This window comes from Frigoribacterium sp. ACAM 257 (assembly GCF_007954365.1).
GTDB lineage: Bacteria > Actinomycetota > Actinomycetes > Actinomycetales > Microbacteriaceae > Frigoribacterium.
Genome location: NZ_VOLO01000001.1, coordinates 1247488 through 1269378 on the forward strand (window position 1 = coordinate 1247488; position 21891 = coordinate 1269378).

The 21891-nt window shown below is 73.5% G+C and carries 18 protein-coding genes; 5 read left to right on the plus strand and 13 right to left on the minus strand.

Annotated features, from left to right (window positions below):
• The first annotated feature begins 198 nt into the window (after nucleotides 1-198).
• The gene (locus ES689_RS05805; protein ID WP_146901317.1) at nucleotides 199-795 is read left to right on the plus strand and encodes a hypothetical protein; all 597 of its coding nucleotides are present in this window, start codon (nucleotides 199-201) and stop codon (nucleotides 793-795) included.
• A 31-nt stretch (nucleotides 796-826) separates the two neighbouring features.
• Here the strand turns inward: ES689_RS05805 and ES689_RS05810 are convergent, their stop codons facing one another.
• A complete protein-coding gene (locus ES689_RS05810; protein WP_146901319.1) occupies nucleotides 827-1321 on the minus strand; it encodes a DUF427 domain-containing protein in 495 nt (164 codons plus the stop codon).
• Nucleotides 1322-1653: 332 nt separating this feature from the next.
• Between ES689_RS05810 and ES689_RS05815 the strand changes: the two genes are divergently transcribed.
• A complete protein-coding gene (locus tag ES689_RS05815) occupies nucleotides 1654-2121 on the plus strand; it encodes a DIP1984 family protein (RefSeq protein ID WP_146901322.1) in 468 nt (155 codons plus the stop codon).
• Nucleotides 2122-2414: 293 nt separating this feature from the next.
• On the opposite strand, the gene ES689_RS05820 is transcribed toward ES689_RS05815, so the two are convergent.
• The 3 genes from ES689_RS05820 to ES689_RS05830 form a co-directional block, all read right to left on the minus strand.
• On the minus strand, nucleotides 2415-3872 hold the full coding sequence (locus tag ES689_RS05820) for a hypothetical protein (RefSeq protein ID WP_146901324.1): 1458 nt from the start codon (nucleotides 3870-3872) through the stop codon (nucleotides 2415-2417).
• Nucleotides 3869-5095, minus strand: coding sequence for an OmpA family protein (locus ES689_RS05825; RefSeq protein WP_146901327.1), 1227 nt, complete (start codon nucleotides 5093-5095; stop codon nucleotides 3869-3871). The genes ES689_RS05820 and ES689_RS05825 overlap by 4 nt, the downstream gene beginning before the upstream one ends.
• A 522-nt stretch (nucleotides 5096-5617) precedes the next feature.
• Nucleotides 5618-6265: a helix-turn-helix domain-containing protein gene (locus ES689_RS05830; protein WP_146901330.1), complete on the minus strand. Its 648-nt coding sequence runs from the start codon at nucleotides 6263-6265 to the stop codon at nucleotides 5618-5620.
• 81 nt (nucleotides 6266-6346) lie between these two features.
• On the opposite strand from ES689_RS05830, the gene ES689_RS05835 reads away from it, so the two are divergent.
• Both ES689_RS05835 and ES689_RS05840 read left to right on the plus strand, forming a co-directional pair.
• Nucleotides 6347-7519, plus strand: a complete 1173-nt coding sequence (locus ES689_RS05835; RefSeq protein WP_146901332.1) for an NAD(P)/FAD-dependent oxidoreductase — start codon at nucleotides 6347-6349, stop codon at nucleotides 7517-7519.
• On the plus strand, nucleotides 7516-8235 hold the full coding sequence (locus ES689_RS05840) for a bifunctional 2-polyprenyl-6-hydroxyphenol methylase/3-demethylubiquinol 3-O-methyltransferase UbiG (RefSeq protein ID WP_146901335.1): 720 nt from the start codon (nucleotides 7516-7518) through the stop codon (nucleotides 8233-8235). Before ES689_RS05835 ends, ES689_RS05840 begins: the two co-directional genes overlap by 4 nt.
• Nucleotides 8236-8262: 27 nt before the next feature.
• Here ES689_RS05840 and ES689_RS05845 read toward each other — a convergent pair whose 3' ends face one another.
• The 5 genes from ES689_RS05845 to ES689_RS05865 form a co-directional block, all read right to left on the minus strand.
• Entirely contained in the window at nucleotides 8263-8712 is a 450-nt protein-coding gene (locus tag ES689_RS05845) for a MauE/DoxX family redox-associated membrane protein (RefSeq protein ID WP_146901337.1), read from the minus strand.
• A 135-nt stretch (nucleotides 8713-8847) separates the two neighbouring features.
• On the minus strand, nucleotides 8848-11931 hold the full coding sequence (locus ES689_RS05850) for a glycoside hydrolase family 2 TIM barrel-domain containing protein (RefSeq protein ID WP_370512339.1): 3084 nt from the start codon (nucleotides 11929-11931) through the stop codon (nucleotides 8848-8850).
• Between the two features lie 143 nt (nucleotides 11932-12074).
• Nucleotides 12075-13079 carry a carbohydrate ABC transporter permease gene (locus ES689_RS05855; protein ID WP_146901340.1) on the minus strand — a complete coding sequence of 335 codons (1005 nt, stop codon included), beginning with the start codon at nucleotides 13077-13079 and terminating at the stop codon, nucleotides 12075-12077.
• Complete coding sequence (locus ES689_RS05860; protein ID WP_223269406.1) at nucleotides 13076-14068, minus strand: carbohydrate ABC transporter permease; 993 nt, start codon at nucleotides 14066-14068, stop codon at nucleotides 13076-13078. The genes ES689_RS05855 and ES689_RS05860 overlap by 4 nt, the downstream gene beginning before the upstream one ends.
• On the minus strand, nucleotides 14065-15405 hold the full coding sequence (locus ES689_RS05865; RefSeq protein WP_146901342.1) for an ABC transporter substrate-binding protein: 1341 nt from the start codon (nucleotides 15403-15405) through the stop codon (nucleotides 14065-14067). The genes ES689_RS05860 and ES689_RS05865 overlap by 4 nt, the downstream gene beginning before the upstream one ends.
• Before the next feature lie 120 nt (nucleotides 15406-15525).
• Here ES689_RS05865 and ES689_RS05870 point away from each other — a divergent pair, with 120 nt between their 5' ends.
• Nucleotides 15526-16203, plus strand: a complete 678-nt coding sequence (locus ES689_RS05870; protein ID WP_146901345.1) for a TetR/AcrR family transcriptional regulator — start codon at nucleotides 15526-15528, stop codon at nucleotides 16201-16203.
• A 121-nt stretch (nucleotides 16204-16324) separates the two neighbouring features.
• Here the strand turns inward: ES689_RS05870 and ES689_RS05875 are convergent, their stop codons facing one another.
• From ES689_RS05875 to ES689_RS05890, 4 genes are all read right to left on the minus strand, one after another.
• Entirely contained in the window at nucleotides 16325-17878 is a 1554-nt protein-coding gene (locus ES689_RS05875) for an APC family permease (RefSeq protein ID WP_146901348.1), read from the minus strand.
• Nucleotides 17875-18819 carry a universal stress protein gene (locus ES689_RS05880; RefSeq protein WP_223269407.1) on the minus strand — a complete coding sequence of 315 codons (945 nt, stop codon included), beginning with the start codon at nucleotides 18817-18819 and terminating at the stop codon, nucleotides 17875-17877. The genes ES689_RS05875 and ES689_RS05880 overlap by 4 nt, the downstream gene beginning before the upstream one ends.
• Complete coding sequence (locus ES689_RS05885; protein WP_146901354.1) at nucleotides 18816-20249, minus strand: NAD(P)/FAD-dependent oxidoreductase; 1434 nt, start codon at nucleotides 20247-20249, stop codon at nucleotides 18816-18818. Before ES689_RS05885 ends, ES689_RS05880 begins: the two co-directional genes overlap by 4 nt.
• 107 nt (nucleotides 20250-20356) lie before the next feature.
• Nucleotides 20357-21799: an aminobutyraldehyde dehydrogenase gene (locus tag ES689_RS05890; protein ID WP_146901357.1), complete on the minus strand. Its 1443-nt coding sequence runs from the start codon at nucleotides 21797-21799 to the stop codon at nucleotides 20357-20359.
• Nucleotides 21800-21891 lie beyond the last annotated feature (92 nt).

Consider the following 21891-nt stretch of genomic DNA (forward strand, 5'->3'; position numbering starts at 1 on the left):
CGTGGGTGCGGCGGCTGGCAACGTTAGCGAGTCGCCGAGAGCGCGTTGCCAGCACATCCCCAGGTGTCGGCGTGTCGGATCCGCTCAGGAACGCCCCTTATCCTCGACCGGACCGCCGGACGACCGGCGGCCGCGGCGACGCCTCACCGAGGACGACGACGCGTCCCCCCGCCCTCGTCACCGCCCCGGGAGCCCGCCGTGCGCCGTCTCGTGATCGCCGCCTCCGTCGTGTTCTGCGGCGGGGTCGTCGCCCTCGTCGTGGCGCTCGTGATGGTCGTGGCATCGCTGGCCGGCACGCCGGACGAGCCGTCCGAGCCGGTCGCCGTGGGCGTCACGTGCCCCGACGTCGAGCCCGTCGTGGTCGGCACGATCAGCGTGCCCGCCGGGCCGATCGCCGGCTACTGCCAGGACAGGCTGATCAACGCCGCCTGGATCATGGAGGCGGCGAAGGCCCAGGGCATCGGCACCCACACCCAGGCCATCGGGGTGATGACCGCGATGGGCGAGTCGAGCCTCCGCAACATCGACCACGGCGACGAGGTCGGCCCCGACAGCCGGGGGCTGTTCCAGCAGCGCGACAACGGCCAGTGGGGCACCTACGAGCAGCGCATGGACCCGTACACAGCCGCGACGAGCTTCTTCACCAAGCTGGTGCGGATGCCCGACTGGAAGGAGCTCACGCCGACCCAGGCCGCGCACGCGGTGCAGGTCAACGCCGACCCCGACCACTACACGAAGTGGTTCGCCGACGCCGAGACGGTCGTCGCGGCGCTGACTGCGAGCCCTGCGCCGTAGCTCGGCGCGACCGGTTCGCCGGGTCGCGACCTCACCAGCCGAGGGTTCCGGGGGCTCCCTTGAACGGACCGACGACGCGCGAGGTGATCCAGCCGCCGTAGAAGTCGCCGTCCTGCGCCTCCACGACCTCGCCGTCGACCTCGCACGAGTCGAACCGGCTCGGATACAGCGCGACGTGGTCGGCGAGCATCTCGTAGCCGGGCCAGGGGCTCGGGTAGGTCCACCCCGCCGAGGAGGCGGTCGTGCCGCCGCCCCGGACGTCCAGGTAGCGGGCCGTCCCCTTGAACTCGCACATGCTGCGCCCCTCGCCCGCGGACAGGGCGCCGTCGACGAACGCCTCGCGGGGCAGGTACCAGACCGGCGGGTGGCTCGTCTCGAGCACGCGGTACGCGCTCGTCGTGTCGGCGACGACCTCGCCGCCGAGCCGGACGACCACGCGCTCGGGGCGTGCCTCGACGCGGGGCGGCCTCGGGTAGTCCCAGACGGATTCCTGGCCGGGCCCGGGCTCGACGCGCTTCGCTCTCATGGCGACATCCTGCTCCCGGCGGCTGGGCGCTCGACCGTGCCGCCGCCTCCTGCGCTCTGCCGTGCTGCGCTGCCTCCGCGACCGTCAGCGCGTGCCTCCTCGCCGCCTCCTCCGCTCTGATCCGCTGGCCTCGTTGTCGAGGGCGGGTCTTCCGGGTCGAGGGCGGGTCGCGCGGTACCCGCCCTCGGCCCGGAATACCCGCCCTCGGCGCAGGTGGGCCGCGGAAGAGGCAGCGGGCGCGAGCGGACGCTGCGGACACGAGGAGGAGCGGCGACGGGGCAGGAACGGAGACGGGGCGGCACGGTGACGGCGGCACCTGACAGGATGGCGGCATGAAGCTCGCCGAGGCCCTCATGACCCGCGCCGACCTGCAGCGACGAGTCGCCCAGGCACAGGAGCGGATCCGCCAGAACGCCCGGTACCAGGAGGGCGAGGAGCCCGCCGAAGATGCGGCGGCGCTCGTCGACGAGGTGTCGCAGTCGCTCGACCGCCTCGAGGAGCTGGTCGTGGCGGTCAACCTCACCAACGCCTCCGTGCGCCTCGCCGACGGCCGCACCATGACCGCCGCGCTGGCCCGTCGCGAGACGCTCCGTGCGCGGCACGGCCTGCTCTCGAACGCCGCCGACGCGGCGCAGGGCGGAGGCGGCGGCGGGTTCCGGCAACTGCGCAGCGAGCTCCGCCAGTTCGCCGCGCTGCCCGTCGCCGAGCTGCGCCGCCGGGCCGACGACACCGCTCGTGAGCTGCGCGAGCTCGACGTGGAGATCCAGCGCACCAACTGGGAGGCGGACCTCACGACCTGAGACGAGGCACCACCGCGCGCGGAGAGTCGGTAGACGCCTCCCGGAGCGAGCACGAGCCGTGGCCGGCGGTCATCCCGGCCCCTGTCGGCGCGAGGGCAGCGCCATCCCCGCATGATGCAGCCCTGCACGCCGCACAGGTGACGTCTCACCGACGACGTCTCATCACCGTGTGCTGGCCGGGCGACGTCGAGGGCGGGATCGGGGACCTCTCCGCGCTGCGTCGTCCGTGTGCGGTCAGGCGTCTCGTCGCACGGGCGCCGCCTCGCGGGGGGCGGGGGCGGGGCGGGCGCGGGTCAGTCGGCGAGGTCCGTGACGCGCGGTGCCCGGATCTGGGCGAGGGCCTCGTCGAGGCCACCGCGGGCCGGACTCACGACCGGCAGCTCGGCTCCCACGTGCACCGTGCCGGCGAGCGACCGCGTGTAGCGCAGGGTACGGGTGCTCGGGCCGCGGTTCGCCCGGCGGTCGCCGGCCTGCTCGATCCGGGCCGCGGCCCGCTCGGCACGGGCCGAGAGCACGGCGACGCGGCCCTCGATCCGGTCGAGCTCGAGGTGCAGCTTGCTGTCGCGCCGATGGGCCTTCCGCAGGTGCCGCCCGAGGTGCAGGAGGCGGTCGGTCGCGCTCGTGCCGTCGCGCAGCTCCGTCCGGTAGATCAGGTGCCCGATGCCGGCCATGACCACGCCGATCGCGACGCCGAGCAGCAGCGCCAGGGGCAGTGGCGCCCCCGACACGAGGGCATCGTCGACGATCCGCACGCCGATCAGGATGCCGGGCAGCACGGTCAGCACGTGCACGAAGACGAGCTGCAGCCGGAGCTGCGCCGCGCCGTCGGGCACGACGACCTCGCCGGAGTCGTCCTTGTGCGCCCGGTGGGCGTGCCCGAAGTGGTGCAGGGCGTAGGCGACCCCGAGCGTGAAGAGCAGCGCGAAGACGATCGACGTCGTGAACGCGATCGGGTCGGTCGCCGGCATGAACACGTCGACGTTCAGCACCCGGGACATGAAGTAGGCGAACAGCGCGAAGTCCGCGAGCACGAAGAAGAGCAGGAGGCGCTTGCGGGCCCGCGACTCGGTGCGGTGCTTCTCCGAGCCCGAGTCGAGCGACTCCTCGATCGCGATCGACAGCCGGTCCGTTGTCGCCTGGGCCTCGTCGCGGGTCACCGTGCGACCGGTCGTGTCGACGATCGGCTCGTCCCCCGAGCGCTCGAGGCGCCGGAGCACCTCGCGGTGCCGTGAGCTGAGCGCGGTCAGGCGCCTGGCCGCCGGGTCGAGCGCCTGCCGCGTGCGACGAGCCAGCCACCGCTCGGCCGCGACCTCGGTGCGGAGCCGGAGCGCCGCCTCCAGCGGGGTGTGGTCGTCCACGCCTTCTGGCAGGTCGGCGCGCAGGCGCTCGTCGTGCAGGCGAGGGGCGGTCGCGACGTGGCGCGCCGGGATCGGCCCGAGACCGATGACCGAGAGCGCGAGGTCGCTGCCGGGGAGCTTCTCGACGGCACGGGGACGCGGGGCCGTGCCCGCCGAGCGAGGCGCCGGGAGCGGCGACCCGGGCGAGAACGGCTCGTGCACCGGCCGGACGTCCGAACGAGTCGCTGCCGGAACGGCCGACGCCACAGGAGCGGCCGGCCACACGTCGAGGCGGTCCGTCGCGCGGGCGTCGGAGGACGATGCAGGCCAGCCGTCGAGACGCTCGGTGACCTGGTCGTCAGGGCGCGAGTCGGGGCGGGTGTCGGGACGGGAGTCGGGGCGGGTGTCGGTCATGACGCGGTGTCCTCACTGCGGAAGGTGATCTCGACGCGGCGGTTCTGCGCCGCGAGCTGGTCGTCGAAGACGCCGCCGGGCAGGTCGTCGACGACGGGGTCGGCGTCTCCGCGACCCACGACGTCGCCGAGCGTCCCGGCGGGAGCACCGAGACGCACGAGTGCGTCGTGCACCGCCTGTGCCCGGTCGAGGCTGAGCTGCTCGCCGTCGACGACCCCGGCACGGGTGTCGGCGGCGTGGCCGACGACGTCCGCCGTGACCCCGGACGGGCAGCGGCCGAGCTCGTCGGCGACGCCCTGCAGGGCCGTGTCGGCGGTCGAGCCGAGGTCGGCGGAGTCACCGCCGAAGAGCACGGCGGCCGACAGCACGAGCGGGGCGCTGCACGGCGTCGCGTCGCTCGTCACGGGAACGACGGGCACCGCCGAGGAGGCGATGGGCGCGTCCTGGGACGCGCCCGCTCCCCCGTCGGTGCAGCTCGTCGCCCCCGCGGCGTCGCAGATCGCGAGCCAGAGCTCGGACAGGCGGCTCGTGGACGAGATCGACGGCGCAGGCTGCGATCCGGCCGTGCGGCCGAGGCCGACGAAGGTGACGGCGTGTCCGCCGAGGTCGGGCAGGGCGCCCTGGTCGGCCAGCGTCGAGGCGATCGCGGCAGGGTCGAACGACCAACCGAGCTGCCGCAGGTCGAGAGGATCGGCGGTCTGCACGCCGCTCGACACGACGACGATCGAGCCGCCGTCGTGCAGCGCAGCGGCGGAGGAGAGCACCGAGAGCAGGTCGAGGCCCTCGCCGCCCGCCGTGAGGCCGGCCACGTCGGTGCCGAGACCGTCAAGGGCGTCGGCGACGGCCGCCTCCCTCTTGTCGGGGACCTGCTGCACCCGGTCGGCGGTCAGCATCGGCGTGAGGTCGTGGGACGACGCGGACGACGTGCCCTGCACGACGACGTCGACGCTGCCCTCGGCAGGCTGGTGCGCCGCGAGGGCGTGGGCGGAGACGGCGTCGGCAGCTCCCGCGCCGAGCGAGGGCAGCGGCTCGGCGGAGGTGGCGGTGAAGCCGAGCACGAGCGGCTCCGGCGACTCGAGGGAGCAGCCGGCCAGGGTGGTGAGTGCGACGGCGGCTGCTGCCGCGGCCGCGACGGCGCGCGCGGCCGCGCGGCGGGCGGGTCGCGCGGCGGCCGGTCGGGGGCGGTTCGCGGGTCGCGGGGACGCGGAGGGTCGTGGGGTCATGGAGGGTCCTCTGGATCGCGCGGGGCAGGCCCGCTCGGGGACGACGAACGTCCGGAACTCGAGCGTAGGAACGGGCCGCTCCCCGCCGCAGCCTGCCGAGGGATGACCGGGACCCTCCTCCGGGATGAACCGCGCTCCTCCTCAGGTCGCGGCCGCCGCCTCCTCGGCTCGCCCACCGGCCGTCGCCGATGCTCCTCCTCCGCTCCGCGGTTCGTCCCTCGCACCGTCGGCCCGCGAGTCCGGCCCGACCCGTCGAGGGCGGGTCATCCGGGTCGAGGGCGGGTCGCCGCGGACCCGCCCTCGGCCCGGACTACCCGCCCTCGAGAGAACTGCACTGCGCGCGGCTGGATCGCGCCCGCAGATGCTCGAGGGCGGGTCGGTGGCGACCCGCCCTCGACGCAAGGGACCCGCCCTCGACGGAACAGGGGCACGTGCGGCACGGAGCGGCGCGGCGGGTCAGGCGCCGAGACGGCCGGGCGGCGCGGCGGGTCAGGCGCCGAGACGGCCGGGCGGAGCGGCGGGTCAGGCACCGAGACGGCCGGGCGGCGCGGCGCGCACGTGCATCCGCTCGCCCTGGCGGCCGAACAGGCTGAGGAACTCGACGGCTCCGGGCCCGACCCGGCCGAACCAGTGCGGCGTGCGCGTGTCGAACTCCGCCGCCTCCCCCGCCGGCAGCACGAGGTCGTGCTCGCCGAGCACGAGACGCAGGCGTCCGCGCAGCACGTAGAGCCACTCGTAGCCCTCGTGCACCCGAGGATCCGGCTCGCCGGTCGGCACGTCCGCCTCGATGAGGTGCTTGAACGCCTGCAGCCCCCCGCCGCCGCGCGACAGGGGGACGATCGTCTGGCCGTGCATCGTGACGGGCCGCAGGTGGATCCGCGGGTCGCCGGTCTCGGGCGCCCCGACGAGCTCGTCGAGCGGCACGCCGTGCGCGCGGGCGAGCGGCAGCAGCAGCTCGAGCGCCGGCCGCCGCTGGCCCGACTCGAGCCGCGACAGGGTGCTCACCGAGATGCCGGTCGTCTCGGCCAGCTGCGACAGGGTGCGACCGCTCGTGGCCCGCAGCGCGCGCAGCCGGGGGCCGACCCCCGCGAGCACGTCGTCGGTCGAGGCGTCGCCCCCCTCGTCTGATGCGCCGGAAGGGCCGCGGGAGCGCTGACGATCGTGTGCCATGCCGTGATCTTGCCACATCAGCAACAGGGCTTGCAGGTCGGGGAGGTGCGGGTCGAGCATGATCTCAGGAGGTCACCCACCATGACGAACGCCCTGCAGTCCCCCCTCGACTCCCCCGCCGACGCCGGCCCACCCGCTGTCGACGACACGACCGCGGCACACTACGACGTGGTCGTGGTCGGAGGCGGCGCCGCCGGCCTCAGCGCCGGTCTCACCCTCGCCCGTGCGCGCCGCCGCGTGCTCGTCGTCGACGCCGGCGAGCCGCGCAACGCCCCCGCCGAGGGCGTGCACGGCTTCCTCACCCGCGACGGCATCGCCCCGCGCGACCTCACTCGACTCGGCCGCGCCGAGGTCGAGCACGTGGGCGGCGACGTCGTCGACGGGACCGTGACGCGACTGGAGCGGACCGGCGGCGACCCTGTCGACGCCTCGGACTCCGCCGGGACGCCGACCGCGGGGGCGAGCGCAGGAGGCGCCTCCTCGTTCACCGTCTCGCTCACGACACGGGGCGGCAACGTGCGCGTCGTCCGGGCCCGACGAGTCGTCGTGACGACCGGCCTCACGGACGAGCTGCCCCAGGTGGACGGCCTCGCCGAGCGCTGGGGCCGCGACGTCGTGCACTGCCCGTACTGCCACGGCTGGGAGATCCGCGACCAGGTGATAGGCGTGCTCAGCACGACCCCGTTCGCCGTGCACCAGGCGATGATGTTCCGACAGTGGAGCGACCGCGTGACCCTCTTCGTGCACGAGGCGCCCGAGCCGTCCGACGACGAGTGGGAGCGGCTGGCCGCCCGAGGCATCCAGGTCGTGACGGGCCGCGTCCGGTCGCTGCGGGTCGAGGGCGACGCGCTCACCGGCGTCGTCGTCGACGGCGCCCCCGTCGTGCCGGTCGACGCACTGGCCGTCGCCGCGCTCGTGCGCCCGAACGGCGACCTGCTCGAGCCGCTCGGCATGGTGCACGAGCCGCACCCGATGGGGCTGGGGACCGTGATCGCCTCGGACCCGTCGACCGGGGCCACGACCGTGCCGGGGCTGTACCTGGCCGGCAACGTCGCCGACGCGCGGATGCAGGTGGTCACGGCCGCCGCCTCCGGCGTGGGGATCGCGGTCTCGGTCAACATGGACCTCATCACCGAGGACACCGACCTCGCCGTGGCGGAGCGACGCCGGCCGTTCGGCGTCCGCGCCGAGGCGGAGAACACGACCAGGGTGCTCGGCGACCGCCGGCACGGACTCGAGGGAGCACGACGATGACGCAGACGACCGGGCAGCACCCGCACGACGAGGACCAGCCGGGGCACGTGCACGCACACGGAGGAGACCGCCACTCGCAGCACGCCTCGGAGGAGTGGGGCCGCGACTACTGGGAGGACCGCTACTCGGCCCCCGGCCTCCAGTGGAGCGGGCGTGCGAACCCCGTCCTCGTCGACGAGGCGAGCGGACTCGAGCCGGGTCGCGTGCTCGACGTCGGCAGCGGCGAGGGCGGCGACGCGATCTGGCTCGCGGGCCGCGGCTGGCAGGTGACCGCGATCGACATCGCGCAGGCAGCGCTGGACAAAGCGGCGGCCCGGGCGGCCGAGGTCGACGAGGAGGCGGCGGCCCGGATCACCTGGGAGCAGCACGACCTCGCCGAGTGGGCTCCCGCACCGGGGTCGGTCGACCTCGTGTCGTCGCAGTTCATGCACCTCGCCGACCCGGTGCGCGCCGCGTTGTTCCGGTCGCTGGCGGCGGCGGTGGCTCCCGGCGGGACCCTGCTCGTCGTCGGGCACGACGTGTCCGACCTGGCCGCGGGGGCCGGTCGCCACGGCAAGGAGGAGCTGATGTTCACGATCGAGGACGTGCTCGCGGCCGTCCCCGACGACGGCTGGACCGTCGAGGTGGCCGAGTCGCGGGCGCGGCAGGTCCCCGCGGCGGACGGCGGGACCACCACGGTGCGCGACGTGGTCGTCAAGGCGACCCGCGCCTCCTAGTCCGCAGCCCCGTGGCGCCGAGCGGGGTCAGCGGCGGCGGCGCAGGCGGTCGAGCACGACGCGGCGGTCGCGCCAGGCGCCCGTCGACCAGAGCGAGACGAACACGAGCAGCGGCTGGAACGGGAGGCGCAGCCAGCGCTTCGCGTCGGTGTCGAGGCCGAAGGCGCTCGTCCGGGTCACGAGCTGCGAGATGTTGCCCGGGAAGATCGCGACGAAGAACGCCGCCGCGACGAGTCCGACGGCCACGCGCCAGCGACCGAGCGCGATCAGCGAGCTGCCGAGCGCGATCTCGACGACGCCCGAGGCGAGCACGACCGCGTCGTCGTCGATCGGCAGCCACTCGGGCACCTGCGCCTGGAAGTCGTCCCGCGCGAAGCTGAGGTGGCTGGCGCCGGCGAAGACGAGCACGGCTCCCAGCAGGAGGCGGGCGACGGTCCGCGGGACGGACACGGGACGGGCTGTGGTGCGCTTCGACATCCGACCAGTCTGCTCCTGCCGGGGACACCGAGTGGTCGGTTCCGGTCGTTCCGTGCTGCACGGATGACCAGAACTGACCACTCGGCGGGCTAGGGCCGAGGCCCAGGCCCAGGCCCAGGCCGAGGCCCAGGCCCCCTAGCCGAGCGCGGTGAGCCGCAGCCGCATCGACCGCGCCGACGGCCGCAGCACGTGCGGCGCCGACACGTCGGGCCCGCAGGCCCGTGAGCCGAGCCCGTTCTGCGCCGCGTCGAGCCACAGGTAGGTGTGGTCGGGCTCGGGCAGCTCGTGCGGGTGGCGGGCGGCGTCGACCTGCTGGGCGGTGTGCCGACGCAGCGTGAAGCCCGGCAGGCGGCCGAGCTCGTCGCCGACGGCGTCGACCCGCAGCCAGTCGCGGCCGTCGGCGGCGGTCAGGTCGAGGCTGCGGAGGTCGCTGCGGTGGCCGCTCTCCTGCGGGCGGGCGTACTCGACGACGAGGTCGTCGACGGCCGCCGTGTACCGGCCGACGACCGCGGCGTGCCGGCTGTCCGGATACGACTCGTGCGGGCCGGTGCCGAACCACGACGCGGTCGCGACGTCGGTCGGCAGGTCGAGGCGCACGCCGACGCGCGGCCAGGAGGTGTCCCAGCCGGCCGTCGGCACGAGGTCGAGCGCCAGCCAGAGCTCGCCGCCCTCGAGCGACCAGCGCTCGTCGACGGTCACGGCCTGGCGGGCGTCGGCGGCGGCCCAGCGGGTGCGGACGTGCACCTGCGAGTCCGTCGCCGTGACCTGCTCCACCCTCGGCGTCATCCGGTCGAGGCCGAGCCGCAGCCAGGTGGTCTCGGCGCTCGGCAGCACCCCGACGAGGTACTGGTCGGCACGGTGCCGGTCGCGCATCACGTCGACGTCGCGGTCGCGCGGCACCCATCCGCGCCCCTGGTCGTTGTCCGTGGGCGCGCGCCAGAGCTCGAGCCGGGGCCCGTCGACGGGACGGCCGGCCAGGGTGACCAGACGTCCGTCGACGAACGACGCCGGACCGAGGTCGAGTCGACCCGAGGAGGCGCCCGCCAGCCGGTCGCCGGCCGCACCGGGCACGCCGGGTCGCAGCGTCGACGGCGCGCGCCGCACCGCGGCGGCAGGCGTGAGCTCGAGCTGGGCGGTCGCGATCACGTGCCCCGCGGGCGCCCACTCGGCGTCCGCGGCCGTGACGACCCGCACCGTCGCCCAGGTCTCGCCCGAGGTCGCGACCGGCAGCCCGGGGACGGCCAGGACGACCGTCTCCCCCGCAGCGAGGGCGTCGTCGCCGACGCCGGCCACGGGGAGGTCGGCGACCAGCGCCTCCTCGCCGTCGTGCTCGACCGTCAGCCGGATCACCACGTCGGAGGCGTCGGCCGAGTGCCGCAGGTTGGCGACCGTCACGAGCGCCTCGGCCCCGTCGTCGGCACTCCCGGCCTCGCCGGCAGCCAGCGTCACGCGGATCGGCGCGACGACCTGCGCCCACTCGTACAGGCCGGGCGACGGGGTGTCGTCGCTGAGGACCATCCCGTCCATGACGAAGTTCGAGTCGTGCACGACCTCGCCGAAGTCGCCGCCGTAGGCGAAGAACTCGGTGCCGTCGGCGGTGCGGTGGCGCAGGCCGTGGTCGCGCCACTCCCAGACGAAGCCGCCGTGCAGCCGCGGGAACTCGTCGACCAGCGCCTCGTACTCGTCGATCGCGCCCGGGCCGTTGCCCATGGCGTGCACGTACTCGCAGAGGAGGAACGGCTTCGACCGCTGGCGTGCCGCCTCGGCGGGCGTGCAGCCGAGCAGCTGCACCGATTCGTCGCCGCTGCCGATGGCGCGCGTCTCGTCGACGAACGAGTACATCCGCGAGTAGACGTCGGTGTAGGCGCCGGTGTAGTCGCCCTCGTAGTGCACGGGGCGACCGGTGTCGCGGGCGTGCGTCCACGCAGCCATCGCCGCGAGGTTGCGGCCGGTGCCGGCCTCGTTGCCGAGCGACCACATCACGATCGAGGGGTGGTTCTTGTCGCGCTCGACGGTGCGGACCATCCGGTCGACGTACGCGTCGTGCCAGGCCGCGTCGTCGCTCGGGTTCTCGGTCCAGGCGTCGCGCTCGAAGCCGTGCGTCTCGAGGTCGCACTCGAGCACGACCCAGAAGCCGAGCTCGTCCGCGAGGTCGAGGAGGCGCGGGTGCGGCGGGTAGTGCGACGTGCGGATCGCGTTCACGTTGAACTGCTTCATCTGCAGCAGGTCGCGGCGTGCCCACTCCTCGTCGAAGACGCGCCCGCGGTCGGGGTGGGTCTCGTGCCGGTTGACGCCGTGGAAGACGACGCGGCGACCGTTGACCGTGAACAGGTCGCCGTCGATCCGCACGGTGCGGAAGCCGAGCCGGAGGGTGACGACCTCGGCGCCGTGGGCGCTCGAGACCGTGGCGTCGTAGAGCCGGGGCGTCTCGGCCGACCAGGGCTCGACGCCCTCGGGCAGCTCGACGGGTGCGATGTCGGCGGCGGTCGCCCAGGTCACGTCGACGCCGAGCTCGGGCACCGCGAGGGTGACCGGGAACGAGTCCGGGGCGGCCGTGACCTCGGGGACGATCGTCGCGCCTCCTGCGGTCTCGCCCGCCGTGCCGTGCCAGGAGGTGCGCAGCCAGACGTCGTCGAGGCCGCCGACCGGGCGCGCCTGCAGCGTGACGCTGCGGAAGATGCCGGGCAGCCACCACTGGTCCTGGTCCTCGACGTAGCTCGAGGCCGACCACTGGTGCACGCGCACCGCGATCACGTTCTCGCCGGGGCGCACGGCGTCGGTGACGTCGAGCTCCTGGGCGAGGCGGCTGCCGACGCCGATGCCGACGTGCACGCCGTTGACCCAGACCGCGTACCGCGACTCGACGCCGTCGAACCGCAGCAGCACGCGCTCGGCGCCGTCGAACGAGTCCGGCAGGTCGAAGCGTCGGCGGTGGTCGCCGGTCGGGTTCGCGTCGGGCACGAACGGCGGCTCGGTCGGGAACGGGAACTGCACGTTCGTGTAGATCGGCGCGCCCCGCTCGCCGTCACCGGTCAGCACCCAGTGCGAGGGCACGGCGATCGACTGCCACGACGAGTCGTCGAGATCGGGGTCGCCCACGCCGTCGACGGGCTCGCCCTCGGGCAGCACGCCGCGGCCCCCGGGGGTGCCGGGCGCGCCGGGCAGCAGGCGGAATGCCCACTCGCCGTCGAGCGACAGGGTCGGCGCGTCGGTGTGCAGCCACGACCGCGCGGGGCTGCGGCGGCCCGTGCCGGGACCGGTGTCGGCGAGGTAGTCGCCGGGCGCCGGTGCGGCGCCCCTCGGCGAGGCGCGGGTCTCCGAGCTGTGGGTCGAGGGGGCGATGGACGAGGAGGCGGGGGTCGTCACTTGACGGATCCTTCCGTGAGGCCGCCGCGCCAGAAGCGCTGGAGGACGACCATGGCGATGACCAGCGGGATGATCGACAGCAGCACGCCGCCGGTCGTCAGCTGGTAGAACTCGGGCAGCCGGTCGGTCTGGCTGAGCCAGTTGTTGAGGCCGAGCGTGACGGGGAACTTGTCGACGTCGCTCAGCATCACCAGCGGCAGGAAGTAGTTGTTCCAGATGCCGACGAGCTGGAACAGGAACACCGTGACGAGCGCGGGCGTGAGGATGCGCAGCCCCAGGGTGTGGAAGATGCGCAGCTCGCTCGCGCCGTCGAGGCGGGCGGCCTCCATCAGCGAGGTGTCGACGGTGGCCTGGGCGTAGATCCGGCAGAGGAACAGGCCGAACGGCGAGACCAGCGACGGCAGCAGGACGCTCCAGTAGGTGTTCGCGAGCCCCATCTGGCTGAACAGCAGGAAGAGGGGCAGCGCCGTCGCCGTGCCGGGCACCAGCACGCCGCCGAGGATCGTGCCGAAGACGGCGTTGCGCCCGCGGAACTCGTACTTGGCGAGGGCGTAGCCGCCGGCCGCGGCGAAGTACGTCGCGATCAGGGCGCCGACCCCGGCGTAGAGCACCGAGTTGCCGAGCCAGCGCAGGAAGATCCCGTCGCCGTAGGTGAGCACCTGGCCGAGGTTGTCCCAGAGCGCGAAGTTCGGGGCGAACCAGAAGCCGAAGGTGCCGAAGAGGTCGCCCGTCGTCTTCGTCGCGGCGACCACGACCCAGTAGACCGGGATCAGGAAGTACAGCGCGACGACGACCAGCACGGCCGTGACGATGATGGTGGAGGCGCGGCTGCGGCCCGCAGACCTGTCAGGCCCGCTCGTCGCCGAGCGGCGGGCGGCGGCACGACCCTCGCCGGGCCTCCTGCCCTGGCCTGCCGTGACGATGGACTCGGTGTCGGTGGGCTGCTCGGCGAGCGAGGCGCTCGACGCGCTCGTCGCGGCGCCCGAGGCACGGGGGCTCATGCGGACTTCCTGTTCGTGATGGTGAGGAACACGATCGACAGCGTGAACGCGACGAGGGCGATCAGCACGGACTGCGCGGCGGCGACGTTGTAGTCGTTGTAGGCGAACGCCGTCGTGTAGGCGCTGAGGTTCGGCGTGTACTGGCTGTCGATGGCCGGGGCGACGCGCTGCAGCACCTGGGCCTCGGCGAAGAGCTGCAGGGTGCCGATGATCGAGAACACGGCGGTGAGCAGCAGGGCCGGGCGGATCAACGGCAGCTGGATGCTCGTCGCGACCCGGAGGGCCGACGCCCCGTCGACCTTCGCGGCCTCGTAGAGCTCGACCGGGATCGACTTCAGCTGGGCGATGATGATCAGCATGTTGTAGCCGGTGTAGCTCCACGTGACGATGTTGGCGATCGACCAGAGCACCGTGTTCGCGCCCAGGAAGTCGGGCGAGACGCCGAACACCTCGGCCACGTCGATGATCGGGCTGAGGCCCGGCACGTAGAGGAACGACCAGAGGATGGTCGCGATGACGCCGGGCACGCCGTACGGCAGGAAGTACGCGGCGCGGAAGACGCCCGGCCACTTGGCCGACGCGGACTCGAGCAGCAGCGCGAGCACCGTGCAGAGGATCAGCATGACCGGCACCTGGACGACGCCGAACAGGAACATCCGGCCGATCGACGCGACGAAGTTCGGGTCGCCGATCACCTGGGCGTAGTTGTCGAAGCCGGCGAACTCGGTGACGACGCCGGCCTCGCCGAAGAGGCCGCCGCGGGTCACCTTCGTGAAGCTCGACACGAGCGCCATGAGGATCGGGACGATGAAGGTGAGCAGGAACAGGGCGAGGAACGGGAAGAGCAACACCCACGGGGCGCGCTTGACGGCGCCGGACGAGGCGCCCTTCCTGCGGGAGGCGTCGCCGCCTCCGTCGCGACCGCGACCGGGCGCCGTGGCACGCGTGGCGGCCGCGGTCTCGGGCCGCGTCTCCATCCCGGCGCTCATGCGCTCGCCTTGCGGATCGAGAGGCCCTTGTTCTGCATCACCGAGATGATGTCCTTCTCGGCCTGCGCGACGGCGTCGACGAGCGTGCCGCCCGAGGCCTTGCCGCGGAAGCCGTCGCTCAGGATGTTGAACGACTGCTGCGTGACGGGCCACCAGCTCCAGTCCTGGTTCTGGCTGGACTCCTGCGTGGCGGGCACGAACACCTCCTGGTTGTAGTTCTGGCCGCTGAAGAAGGCGCTCGGCTTCTCACGGAGCGTGCCGACGACGTCCACGGCCGGCGACCAGCCGATGCCGCAGAACTCGATCAGGGCGTTGACGCCCTCGGGGGTGGTGGTCATCCAGACGGCGAACTCGAGCGCCTCCTGCGGGTGCTGGCTGTTCGCGAGGATCGCGGCGGTCGAGCCGCCGAGGAAGCTCGAGGCGTAGCCCGTGCCCTCCCACGTCGGCATGGGCGCGACGCGCCACTTGCCCTCGGCGCCGCTGACGCCCTGGATCAGGGCGTCGCCCCACGAGCCGGTCACGACGGAGGCGATCTTCCCGTCCGCCGCGGCCGAGAACCAGGCCGGCGTGTAGGCGCCGTAGGCGGTGGTGACGATGCCGTCGTCGATCGCCTTGTCGAAGAACGCCGCGACCTTGAGGGTGGCGTCGTCGGTCATGTCGATGACCCAGCCGTCGTCCTCCGCGGTGAACCAGGAGGCGCCGGCCTGCGTGGCGTAGGCGGCGAACAGCGAGGCGTCGGCGAGCGGGAACGAGTCCATCAGCACGCCGGCGCCCTTGAGCTCGCCGCCGACGGCGGCCCACTCGTCCCAGGTCGCGGGCACGGCCGCGCCGACCTGGTCGAAGACGGCCGGCTGGTAGAACATGCCCATCGGGCCGCTGTCCTGCGGCACGGCGTAGATCCCGCCCGTGTAGCTGACCTGGTTCCAGAGCGTGGGGTCGTAGAGGTCCTCGTACTGCTCGGCGCCGTAGCGCTTGAGGTCGACGACGCCGTTGGCGAGCAGGAACTCGGGCAGCGAGCGCATCTCGACCTGGGCGATGTCCGGCCCGGCCCCCGCGGCGAGCGCGGAGTAGAGCTTCTGGTACCCGCCCGCGTTGCCGCCGGGGATGAACACGGTCTCGACCTGGACGCGGTCCTGGCTCTTGTTGTAGAGGTCGGTGACCTGGTCGAGGCCCTTGAGCCAGGCCCAGTACTCGAGTCGGACCTTGCCCGCGGCCGGCGGGATGGTCGGCAGGGTGTTGACCGAGGTCGTGCCGGGCGTGGCGCAGCCGGCGAGGACGGCGGCGGCGGACGCGCCGAGACCGAGGCTCAGGAGCTGCCGACGACTGAGAGGACTCATCAGGACTCACTTCGTTGTGGACGGGACGGGACCGACGGTAACACGGGCTTTCGAGTGGTCGCTCGAAATTGATGTCGAGATCGACGCCGAGGAGGCGCGGGTCGTCGTAGGCTCCCGGTCATGACCGAAGGCGCTCCCGTCACGACCCGTGGCCCCGGTGCTCGCGGCGGCCGCGGCGGCCCTCGCGGCCCCTACGCGAAGTCCGCCGAGCGGCGGTCCGCGATCGTCGAGGCGGCGTTCGAGGTGTTCACCGCCCACGGCTACCAGGGCGGGTCGCTGCAGCGCGTCGCCGATCGGGTGGGCATGAGCCAGACGAGCCTGCTGCACTACTTCCCGTCGAAGAGCGACCTGCTGCTCGAGGTGCTGCGTCGCCGCGACCAGATGTCGAGCGGCGAGTTCGTCCGCGGCGCGGGCGCGCACCTCGCGGGCGACATCGAGCGCCAGGCCCGGTACAACGAGGGCGTGCCAGGGCTGATCGGCCTCTACACGGTGCTGTCGGGCGAGGCGGTCACCGAGGGCAACCCGGGCCGCGCGTACGTCACGGAGCGGCTCGCCGCCCTTCGGCGGGACTACGCGGCGGACTTCCGCGCACTGGCCGAGGTCGGCCGGCTGCGCGAGGGCGTCGACCCCGACCGGGCGGCCGCCGGGCTCGTCGGCCTGTGGGACGGCGTGCAGCTGCAGTGGCTGCTCGCGCCGGACGAGGTCGACGTGCCGCAGCTGCTGCGCGACTACCTCGACCTCGTGATCCTGCCTGCGGGTGCCGACGTCGAGACCGAGCCCGCGCCTCCTTCGACCTGACCCGGTCGTCGAGGGCGGGTAATCCGGGCCGAGGGCGGGTCCTGAACTACCCGCCCTCGGCCCCATTTACCCGCCCTCGACCTCTCTGCGTGTGCGGGCGGGCGGCGCGGGGCGGCGCGGGTCACTCGGGCAGCGCGGCCTGGCCCTCGCGCTCGTCGCCGGCGACTCCGGCCCGGAGGCCCTCGCCGCGGAAGAACGCCGGACGCAGCCGGGCGTTGACCAGCATCACCACGACGCCTCCGACCAGGATGGTGACGCCGAGCAGGAACACCAGGCCGACCCCGCCGATCTGCGAGCCGCTGCCGTAGTCGGGATCCATGCTGTCGATCAGCGTCGTGACGAACAGCACGGCGAGGATGAGCCCGCCGATGCCCGGAGCGACGATCTGGAAGAACAGGTTGCGAGCGCCGGTGCGCCACTGGTGCCGGAAGTACCAGACGCACGCGAAGGCCGTGAGCCCGTAGTAGAAGCAGATCATCATGCCGAGGGTGGTGATGGTGTCCCAGAGGACGTCCTCGCTGATGAAGCGCATCACCGCGTAGAAGACGCTCGCGACGACGGCGGACGCGAGGGTCGCGTACCCGGGCGTGAAGAAGCGCGGCGAGACGCGGGCGAACTTCGGCGACAGCGCGCCGTAGTGCCCCATGGCCAGCAGGGTGCGGGCCGGCGAGACGAAGGTCGACTGCAAGGAGGCGGCGGAGCTGCTCAGCACCGCCAGCGACATCAAGATGGCCAGCGGACCCAGCACCGGCCCGGCGAGCGCCGAGAACGCGTTGCCCTGGATGTCGGGGTTGCCGAGGCCGACGCCCTCGTCGCCGAGGCCCGCGAAGGTCATCGAGGCGAGCGAGACGAGCAGGTACACCAGCACGATGATGACGACGGTCAGGGTGGCGGCGCGGCCGGGGGTCGTCCGCGAGCCGCTCGTCTCCTCGGACATTGTCAGGGTGACGTCCCAGCCCCAGAAGATGAAGATCGACAGCGAGAGCCCGGCAGCGAACGCCGAGAAGGTCGGCACCGTCAACGGGTTGAACCAGTCGAGCGAGATCGCCGTGGCGTCGAACGCCGAGCCGCCGCCCACCCGGACGAAGGCGACGATCGCGAAGCCGACCAGCACGAGCAGCTGGAAGCCGACGAGCCAGTACTGCACCTTCTGGGTGGTCTGCATGTCGCGGTACGAGATGACGGTCGCCCCGGCCATGAAGGCCAGACAGGTGACGACGTTGATGAGCGGGTTGGCCGCCAGGTCGGCGATCGACGGATCCGAGAAGACCTGCCCGAGCAGCAGGTAGAAGAAGTCGACGGCGATGCCCGCGAGGTTGCTCAGCACCACGATGGTCGCGACCACGAGCCCCCAGCCGGCCATCCAGCCGACCCACGGGCCGAAGGCGCGGACGCCCCAGGTGAACGAGGTGCCGCTGTCGGGCATGGCGCTGTTCAGCTCGCGGTAGCCGAACGCGACGAGCAGCATCGGGATGAAGCCGACCAGGAAGATCGCGGGCAGGTGCGTGCCGACCTGCGCGATGGTCGGGCCGAGCGCCCCGGTCAGCGTGTAGGCGGGCGCGATGCACGAGATGCCGATGACGACGGCGCCGATCAGACCGACGCTTCCGGCGCTCAGCCCCTTGGACGACAGGGTCTGGTCGGCGGCGACGCCGGACTTCTTGAGGATGCTCACGGGGTGGTCCCTTCGGGGTGGGCGCCGCCCGGGGCGACGCCGGTCCAGGTCGTGCGGGCATCGTGGTCACGAGGAACCACCACGAGGGGGACGGGGACGCCGCGCACGATCTTCGCGGCGACGCTCCCGAGGAACAGCCGGCGGGGCTGGGCCAGACGGCTCGAGCCGACGAGGGCGAGCTCGTCGTCGCCCCAGGTGAGGGCGTCGATCGCGTCGGCGATCCTCGGGCCAGGGGCGATCTCGACCGTGACGTCGAGGTCGGCGGGGACGCCGTCGAGCGCGATGTCGCGCATCCGCTCCGCGTGCTCGCGCGCCTCGTCGTGCAGTGCCCGCTCGCGGTCGTCGCGGTCGCGGCGCTCGCCGTCCCCGACGGAGTCGAGCGGCACGAGCGAGACGAGCCGCAGCGGGACGCGCGCCGCGGCGGCCGTGGCCACCGCGGTGTCGACGACCGCGCGGGCGCCGGCCCGGGTGCCGACGGCGGCCGTCACGCTGCCGAAGCTGCGGACGCCCCGCTCGGCGAACCCGGCGGGGGCGATCGCGACGGGCACCCGTGCCGAGTGCACGAGGACTCCCCCGACGCTGCCGAGGTGCAGCCGCCCGAGCGTGCCCTCCTTGCCCGCGCCGATCACGATCGCGTCCGCCTCGAGGTCCGCGGCGGCCGCGACGAGGCCCTCCGCGAACGTCTCGGCCCTGACCAGGTGCGTCGTGGACGTGACGCCGGCCGGGATCTCGGCCGCCGCCTCCTGCAGCCAGCCGTCGGCGAGGTCGTCGAGGTGCCGCTCGTAGCTGGGCGCGGTGGGGACGAGGGAGGCGCGGCCCTGGTCGTGCAGGACCATCACGAGGTCGAGGCGCACGCCGAGCGTGTGCGCGAGGGCCGTGCCGAGGGCCAGGGCGTCGTGCCCCGCCGGGGTGTCCAGGTACCCGACGACCACGCTCCTCACGAGACGGCCGCTCCGGCGTCGGCGTGCTCGGGCTGCCATGCGGACGCGGCCTGCGGGGATGCGTCGGCCTGCGCGTCGCGCTCCGCGAGGATCTCGGCCGCGACGTCGTGCCCGACGCGGATCGCGCCGTCGACGTGCTGGAACCCCTCCGCGGCGATGTCGCTCGACGAGAAGCGGATCGGCCCGACGGGCACCCGCTGGTCGTGGCCCCAGCGGGAGAGGCCGCCGAGGTCGAAGCTCGTCGCGTACGCGCCTCCCGTCCACTCGTCGCTGGCCCAGTCGCTCTCGAAGTAGACGACCGGGTCCGTCGCCTGCTCGCCGTAGTACGACGCCAGCGAGGCGAGGATCGCCGCACGCCGCTCGTCGGCCGGCAGGGCGAGGAGGCGATCGGCCTTCTCGTCGCTCACGAAGCCGACCAGGGTGCCGCGCGGGTCGTCGTGGTTGGAGTTGTCGTACGCCTCGTGCACCACCTGGTACGGGCTGAAGGCCGTGCCCGAGAGGCCGGCGTCGCGCCAGAACGGCGTCTCGTAGACGGCGTGCACCTTGATGACGAGGCCGAGCGACACGTGCTGGTGCCACTGCTGGCGCAGGGCGGGCAGCGCGGGCAGGTACTCGATCCGCGAGTAGAGGTTCGGCGGCACGGCGACGACGGCCCAGCGGGCCGCCACGCGCAGCTCGGGCGTCGACGCGACGACCCCGTCGGCCGACCACTCGAGCGTCTCGACCGGCTGGCCGAGGCGCACGGCGTCGCCGAGCTGCTCCGCCAGGGTCAGCGGCACCCGCTGCAGCCCGCCCACGACGCGCTTGTCGAGGATGAAGTCGGCGTCGACGAGGTTGCTGAAGCTGCCGGCGCTCGACGCCATCTGCAGAGCCTGGAGCAGCGAGAACGAGTGGGCGGGCTTCGTGAGCATCGCGTCCGCGATGAACAGCGCGATGTTGGCCCGCGCCTCCGCGTCGTCGCTCTGCTGCTCGAGCCAGGCCGAGAACGAGACGTGGTCGAGCTCGGCGGCGCGCGGGTGCTCCCACGGCGCGGCGACGTCGGTCTCGGCCACGAGCTCGTCCATCACGACGATGAGCCGCTCGATCTCGGCCTGCGTGTGCTCGGAGGCAGGGAAGATGTCGCCCGTGAAGCGCGACGCCGTGCCGTCGGCCGAGACGTAGACGCTCTCGCCCTCACGCCAGCGGGAGTAGGTCTCGAGGCCGAGCTCGCCGAGCGTGGCGATCAGGGCCGTCTGGTCGGGCGACACCCACTGGCCGCCGAGCTCGAGCATCGCCCCGTCGATCGTCTCGGTGCGGAGCCGGCCCCCCACGCGGTCGCGCGCCTCGAGCACGATCACGTCGAGGCCCGCCGCGCGCAGGTCGGCGGCAGCGGTCAGGCCGCTGGCCCCGGCGCCGATGACGACGACGTCGCAGGTGGTGGTGTCGGTCATGGGGTGGTCTCCGTCGCTGGTGCGGGCACCGGGTGGGGTGCGTCGAGGGTGGGTGCGGGTCGAGTGGAGTCGGGTCGGTGCGGGTCGAGCAGCATCGCCGCGGCAGGTCAGGAGGCGGCGCGCGGCGAGGCGTGCGCGCTCATCACGTGCTTGACCCGGGTGTAGTCCTCGAGTCCGTAGGCGCTGAGGTCCTTGCCGTAGCCGGAGCGCTTGAAGCCGCCGTGCGGCATCTCCGCGGCGAGCGGGATGTGCGTGTTGATCCAGACGCAGCCGAAGTCGAGGTCGCGGGCGAAGCGCTCGGCCGTGGTGTGGCTGTCGGTCCAGACGCTCGAGGCCAGGGCGTAGGGCACGCCGTTGGCCAGCTCGAGCGCCTCGTCGGCCGTGCGGAACGACTGCACGGTGAGCACCGGGCCGAACACCTCGGCCTGGACGACGTCGTCGTCCTGCCGCACGCCCGTGACGATCGTCGGCGCGAAGTGGAACCCGGTCTCGCCCACGCGGTGCCCGCCCGTCGCCACCGTCGCGTGCGGCGGCAGCGACTCGACGACGGCCTGCACCGCGGCGAAGTGGCGCGCGTTGTTGAGGGGCCCGTAGGAGGCGCCCTCCCCGGCGTCGGGACCGGTCGTCGTGGCCTCCGCGGCACGGACCAGGGCGGCGACGAGGTCGTCGTGGAGCGACTCGTGCACGACGACGCGGGTGACCGCGGTGCAGTCCTGGCCCGCGTTGAAGAAGGCCGCCTCCGCGATCTGGGGGGCCACCACGTCGACGTCGACGTCGGCGAAGACGACGGCGGGCGCCTTGCCGCCGAGCTCGAGGTGCACCCGGGCCACGCGGTCGGCGGCCGAGGTCGCGACGGCGACTCCGGCGCGGACCGAGCCCGTGATGGCGACCAGCCCGGGCACGGGGTGCTCGACGAGGGCCCGGCCGGTGCTCGCGTCGCCGAGGACGACGTTGAACACGCCGTCGGGCAGGATGCCCTTCGTCAGCGAGGCGAGCACGAGGGTCGACTCGGGCGTCGTGTCGCTCGGCTTCAGCACGATCGTGTTGCCCGCGGCGAGGGCGGGGGCGATCTTCCAGATCGCCATCATCAGGGGGTAGTTCCACGGTGTGACCTGCGCGACGACGCCGATCGGCTCGCGGCGCACCGACGAGGTGAGCCCGTCGAGGTACTCCCCCGAGGCGATGCCGTCGAGCCGGCGGGCGGCACCGGCGAAGAAGCGCACCTGGTCGGCGCCGACGGCGACCTCCTCCGCGGCGATGATCGCCTTCGGCTGCCCCGTGTCCCGGTGCTGCGCCTCGACGAGCTCGTCGCTGTGCGCGTCGAGGGCGTCGGCGAGCGCGAGCAACGCGGCCTGGCGCACCGACGGCGTGCTGCGGCTCCAGCCGGGGAACGCCCTGGCCGCGGCCTGCACCGCCGCGTCGACGTCGGCCGCGTCGCTCACGGGCGAGACCGCGACGACCTGCTCGGTGATGGGCGAGACCACGTCGATCGTCGCGGTGCCGTGGGCGTCGACGGGGCGGCCGTCGACGAAGTTCTGCAGGGTCGCCATGGTGTCCTCTCGGTGGTGCTCGGTGCGGGTGCCGTGGTGCTCGGGGTCGGTGCAGTGGTGCTCGGTGCGGTGCTGGCCGGGCCGGGGCGGAC

Bases quoted from the DNA above. Each gene is read 5' to 3' on its own strand.
- ES689_RS05885 (WP_146901354.1), bottom strand. From the start codon at position 20,249: ATGACCGACACCACCACCTGCGACGTCGTCGTCATCGGCGCCGGGGCC.
- ES689_RS05820 (WP_146901324.1), bottom strand. From the start codon at position 3,872: ATGACCGACACCCGCCCCGACTCCCGTCCCGACACCCGCCCCGACTCG.
- ES689_RS05865 (WP_146901342.1), bottom strand. From the start codon at position 15,405: ATGAGTCCTCTCAGTCGTCGGCAGCTCCTGAGCCTCGGTCTCGGCGCG.
- ES689_RS05830 (WP_146901330.1), bottom strand. From the start codon at position 6,265: ATGGCACACGATCGTCAGCGCTCCCGCGGCCCTTCCGGCGCATCAGAC.
- ES689_RS05840 (WP_146901335.1), top strand. From the start codon at position 7,516: ATGACGCAGACGACCGGGCAGCACCCGCACGACGAGGACCAGCCGGGG.
- ES689_RS05815 (WP_146901322.1), top strand. From the start codon at position 1,654: ATGAAGCTCGCCGAGGCCCTCATGACCCGCGCCGACCTGCAGCGACGA.
- ES689_RS05855 (WP_146901340.1), bottom strand. From the start codon at position 13,079: ATGAGCCCCCGTGCCTCGGGCGCCGCGACGAGCGCGTCGAGCGCCTCG.
- ES689_RS05890 (WP_146901357.1), bottom strand. From the start codon at position 21,799: ATGGCGACCCTGCAGAACTTCGTCGACGGCCGCCCCGTCGACGCCCAC.
- ES689_RS05845 (WP_146901337.1), bottom strand. From the start codon at position 8,712: ATGTCGAAGCGCACCACAGCCCGTCCCGTGTCCGTCCCGCGGACCGTC.
- ES689_RS05835 (WP_146901332.1), top strand. From the start codon at position 6,347: ATGACGAACGCCCTGCAGTCCCCCCTCGACTCCCCCGCCGACGCCGGC.
- ES689_RS05810 (WP_146901319.1), bottom strand. From the start codon at position 1,321: ATGAGAGCGAAGCGCGTCGAGCCCGGGCCCGGCCAGGAATCCGTCTGG.
- ES689_RS05870 (WP_146901345.1), top strand. From the start codon at position 15,526: ATGACCGAAGGCGCTCCCGTCACGACCCGTGGCCCCGGTGCTCGCGGC.
- ES689_RS05860 (WP_223269406.1), bottom strand. From the start codon at position 14,068: ATGAGCGCCGGGATGGAGACGCGGCCCGAGACCGCGGCCGCCACGCGT.
- ES689_RS05825 (WP_146901327.1), bottom strand. From the start codon at position 5,095: ATGACCCCACGACCCTCCGCGTCCCCGCGACCCGCGAACCGCCCCCGA.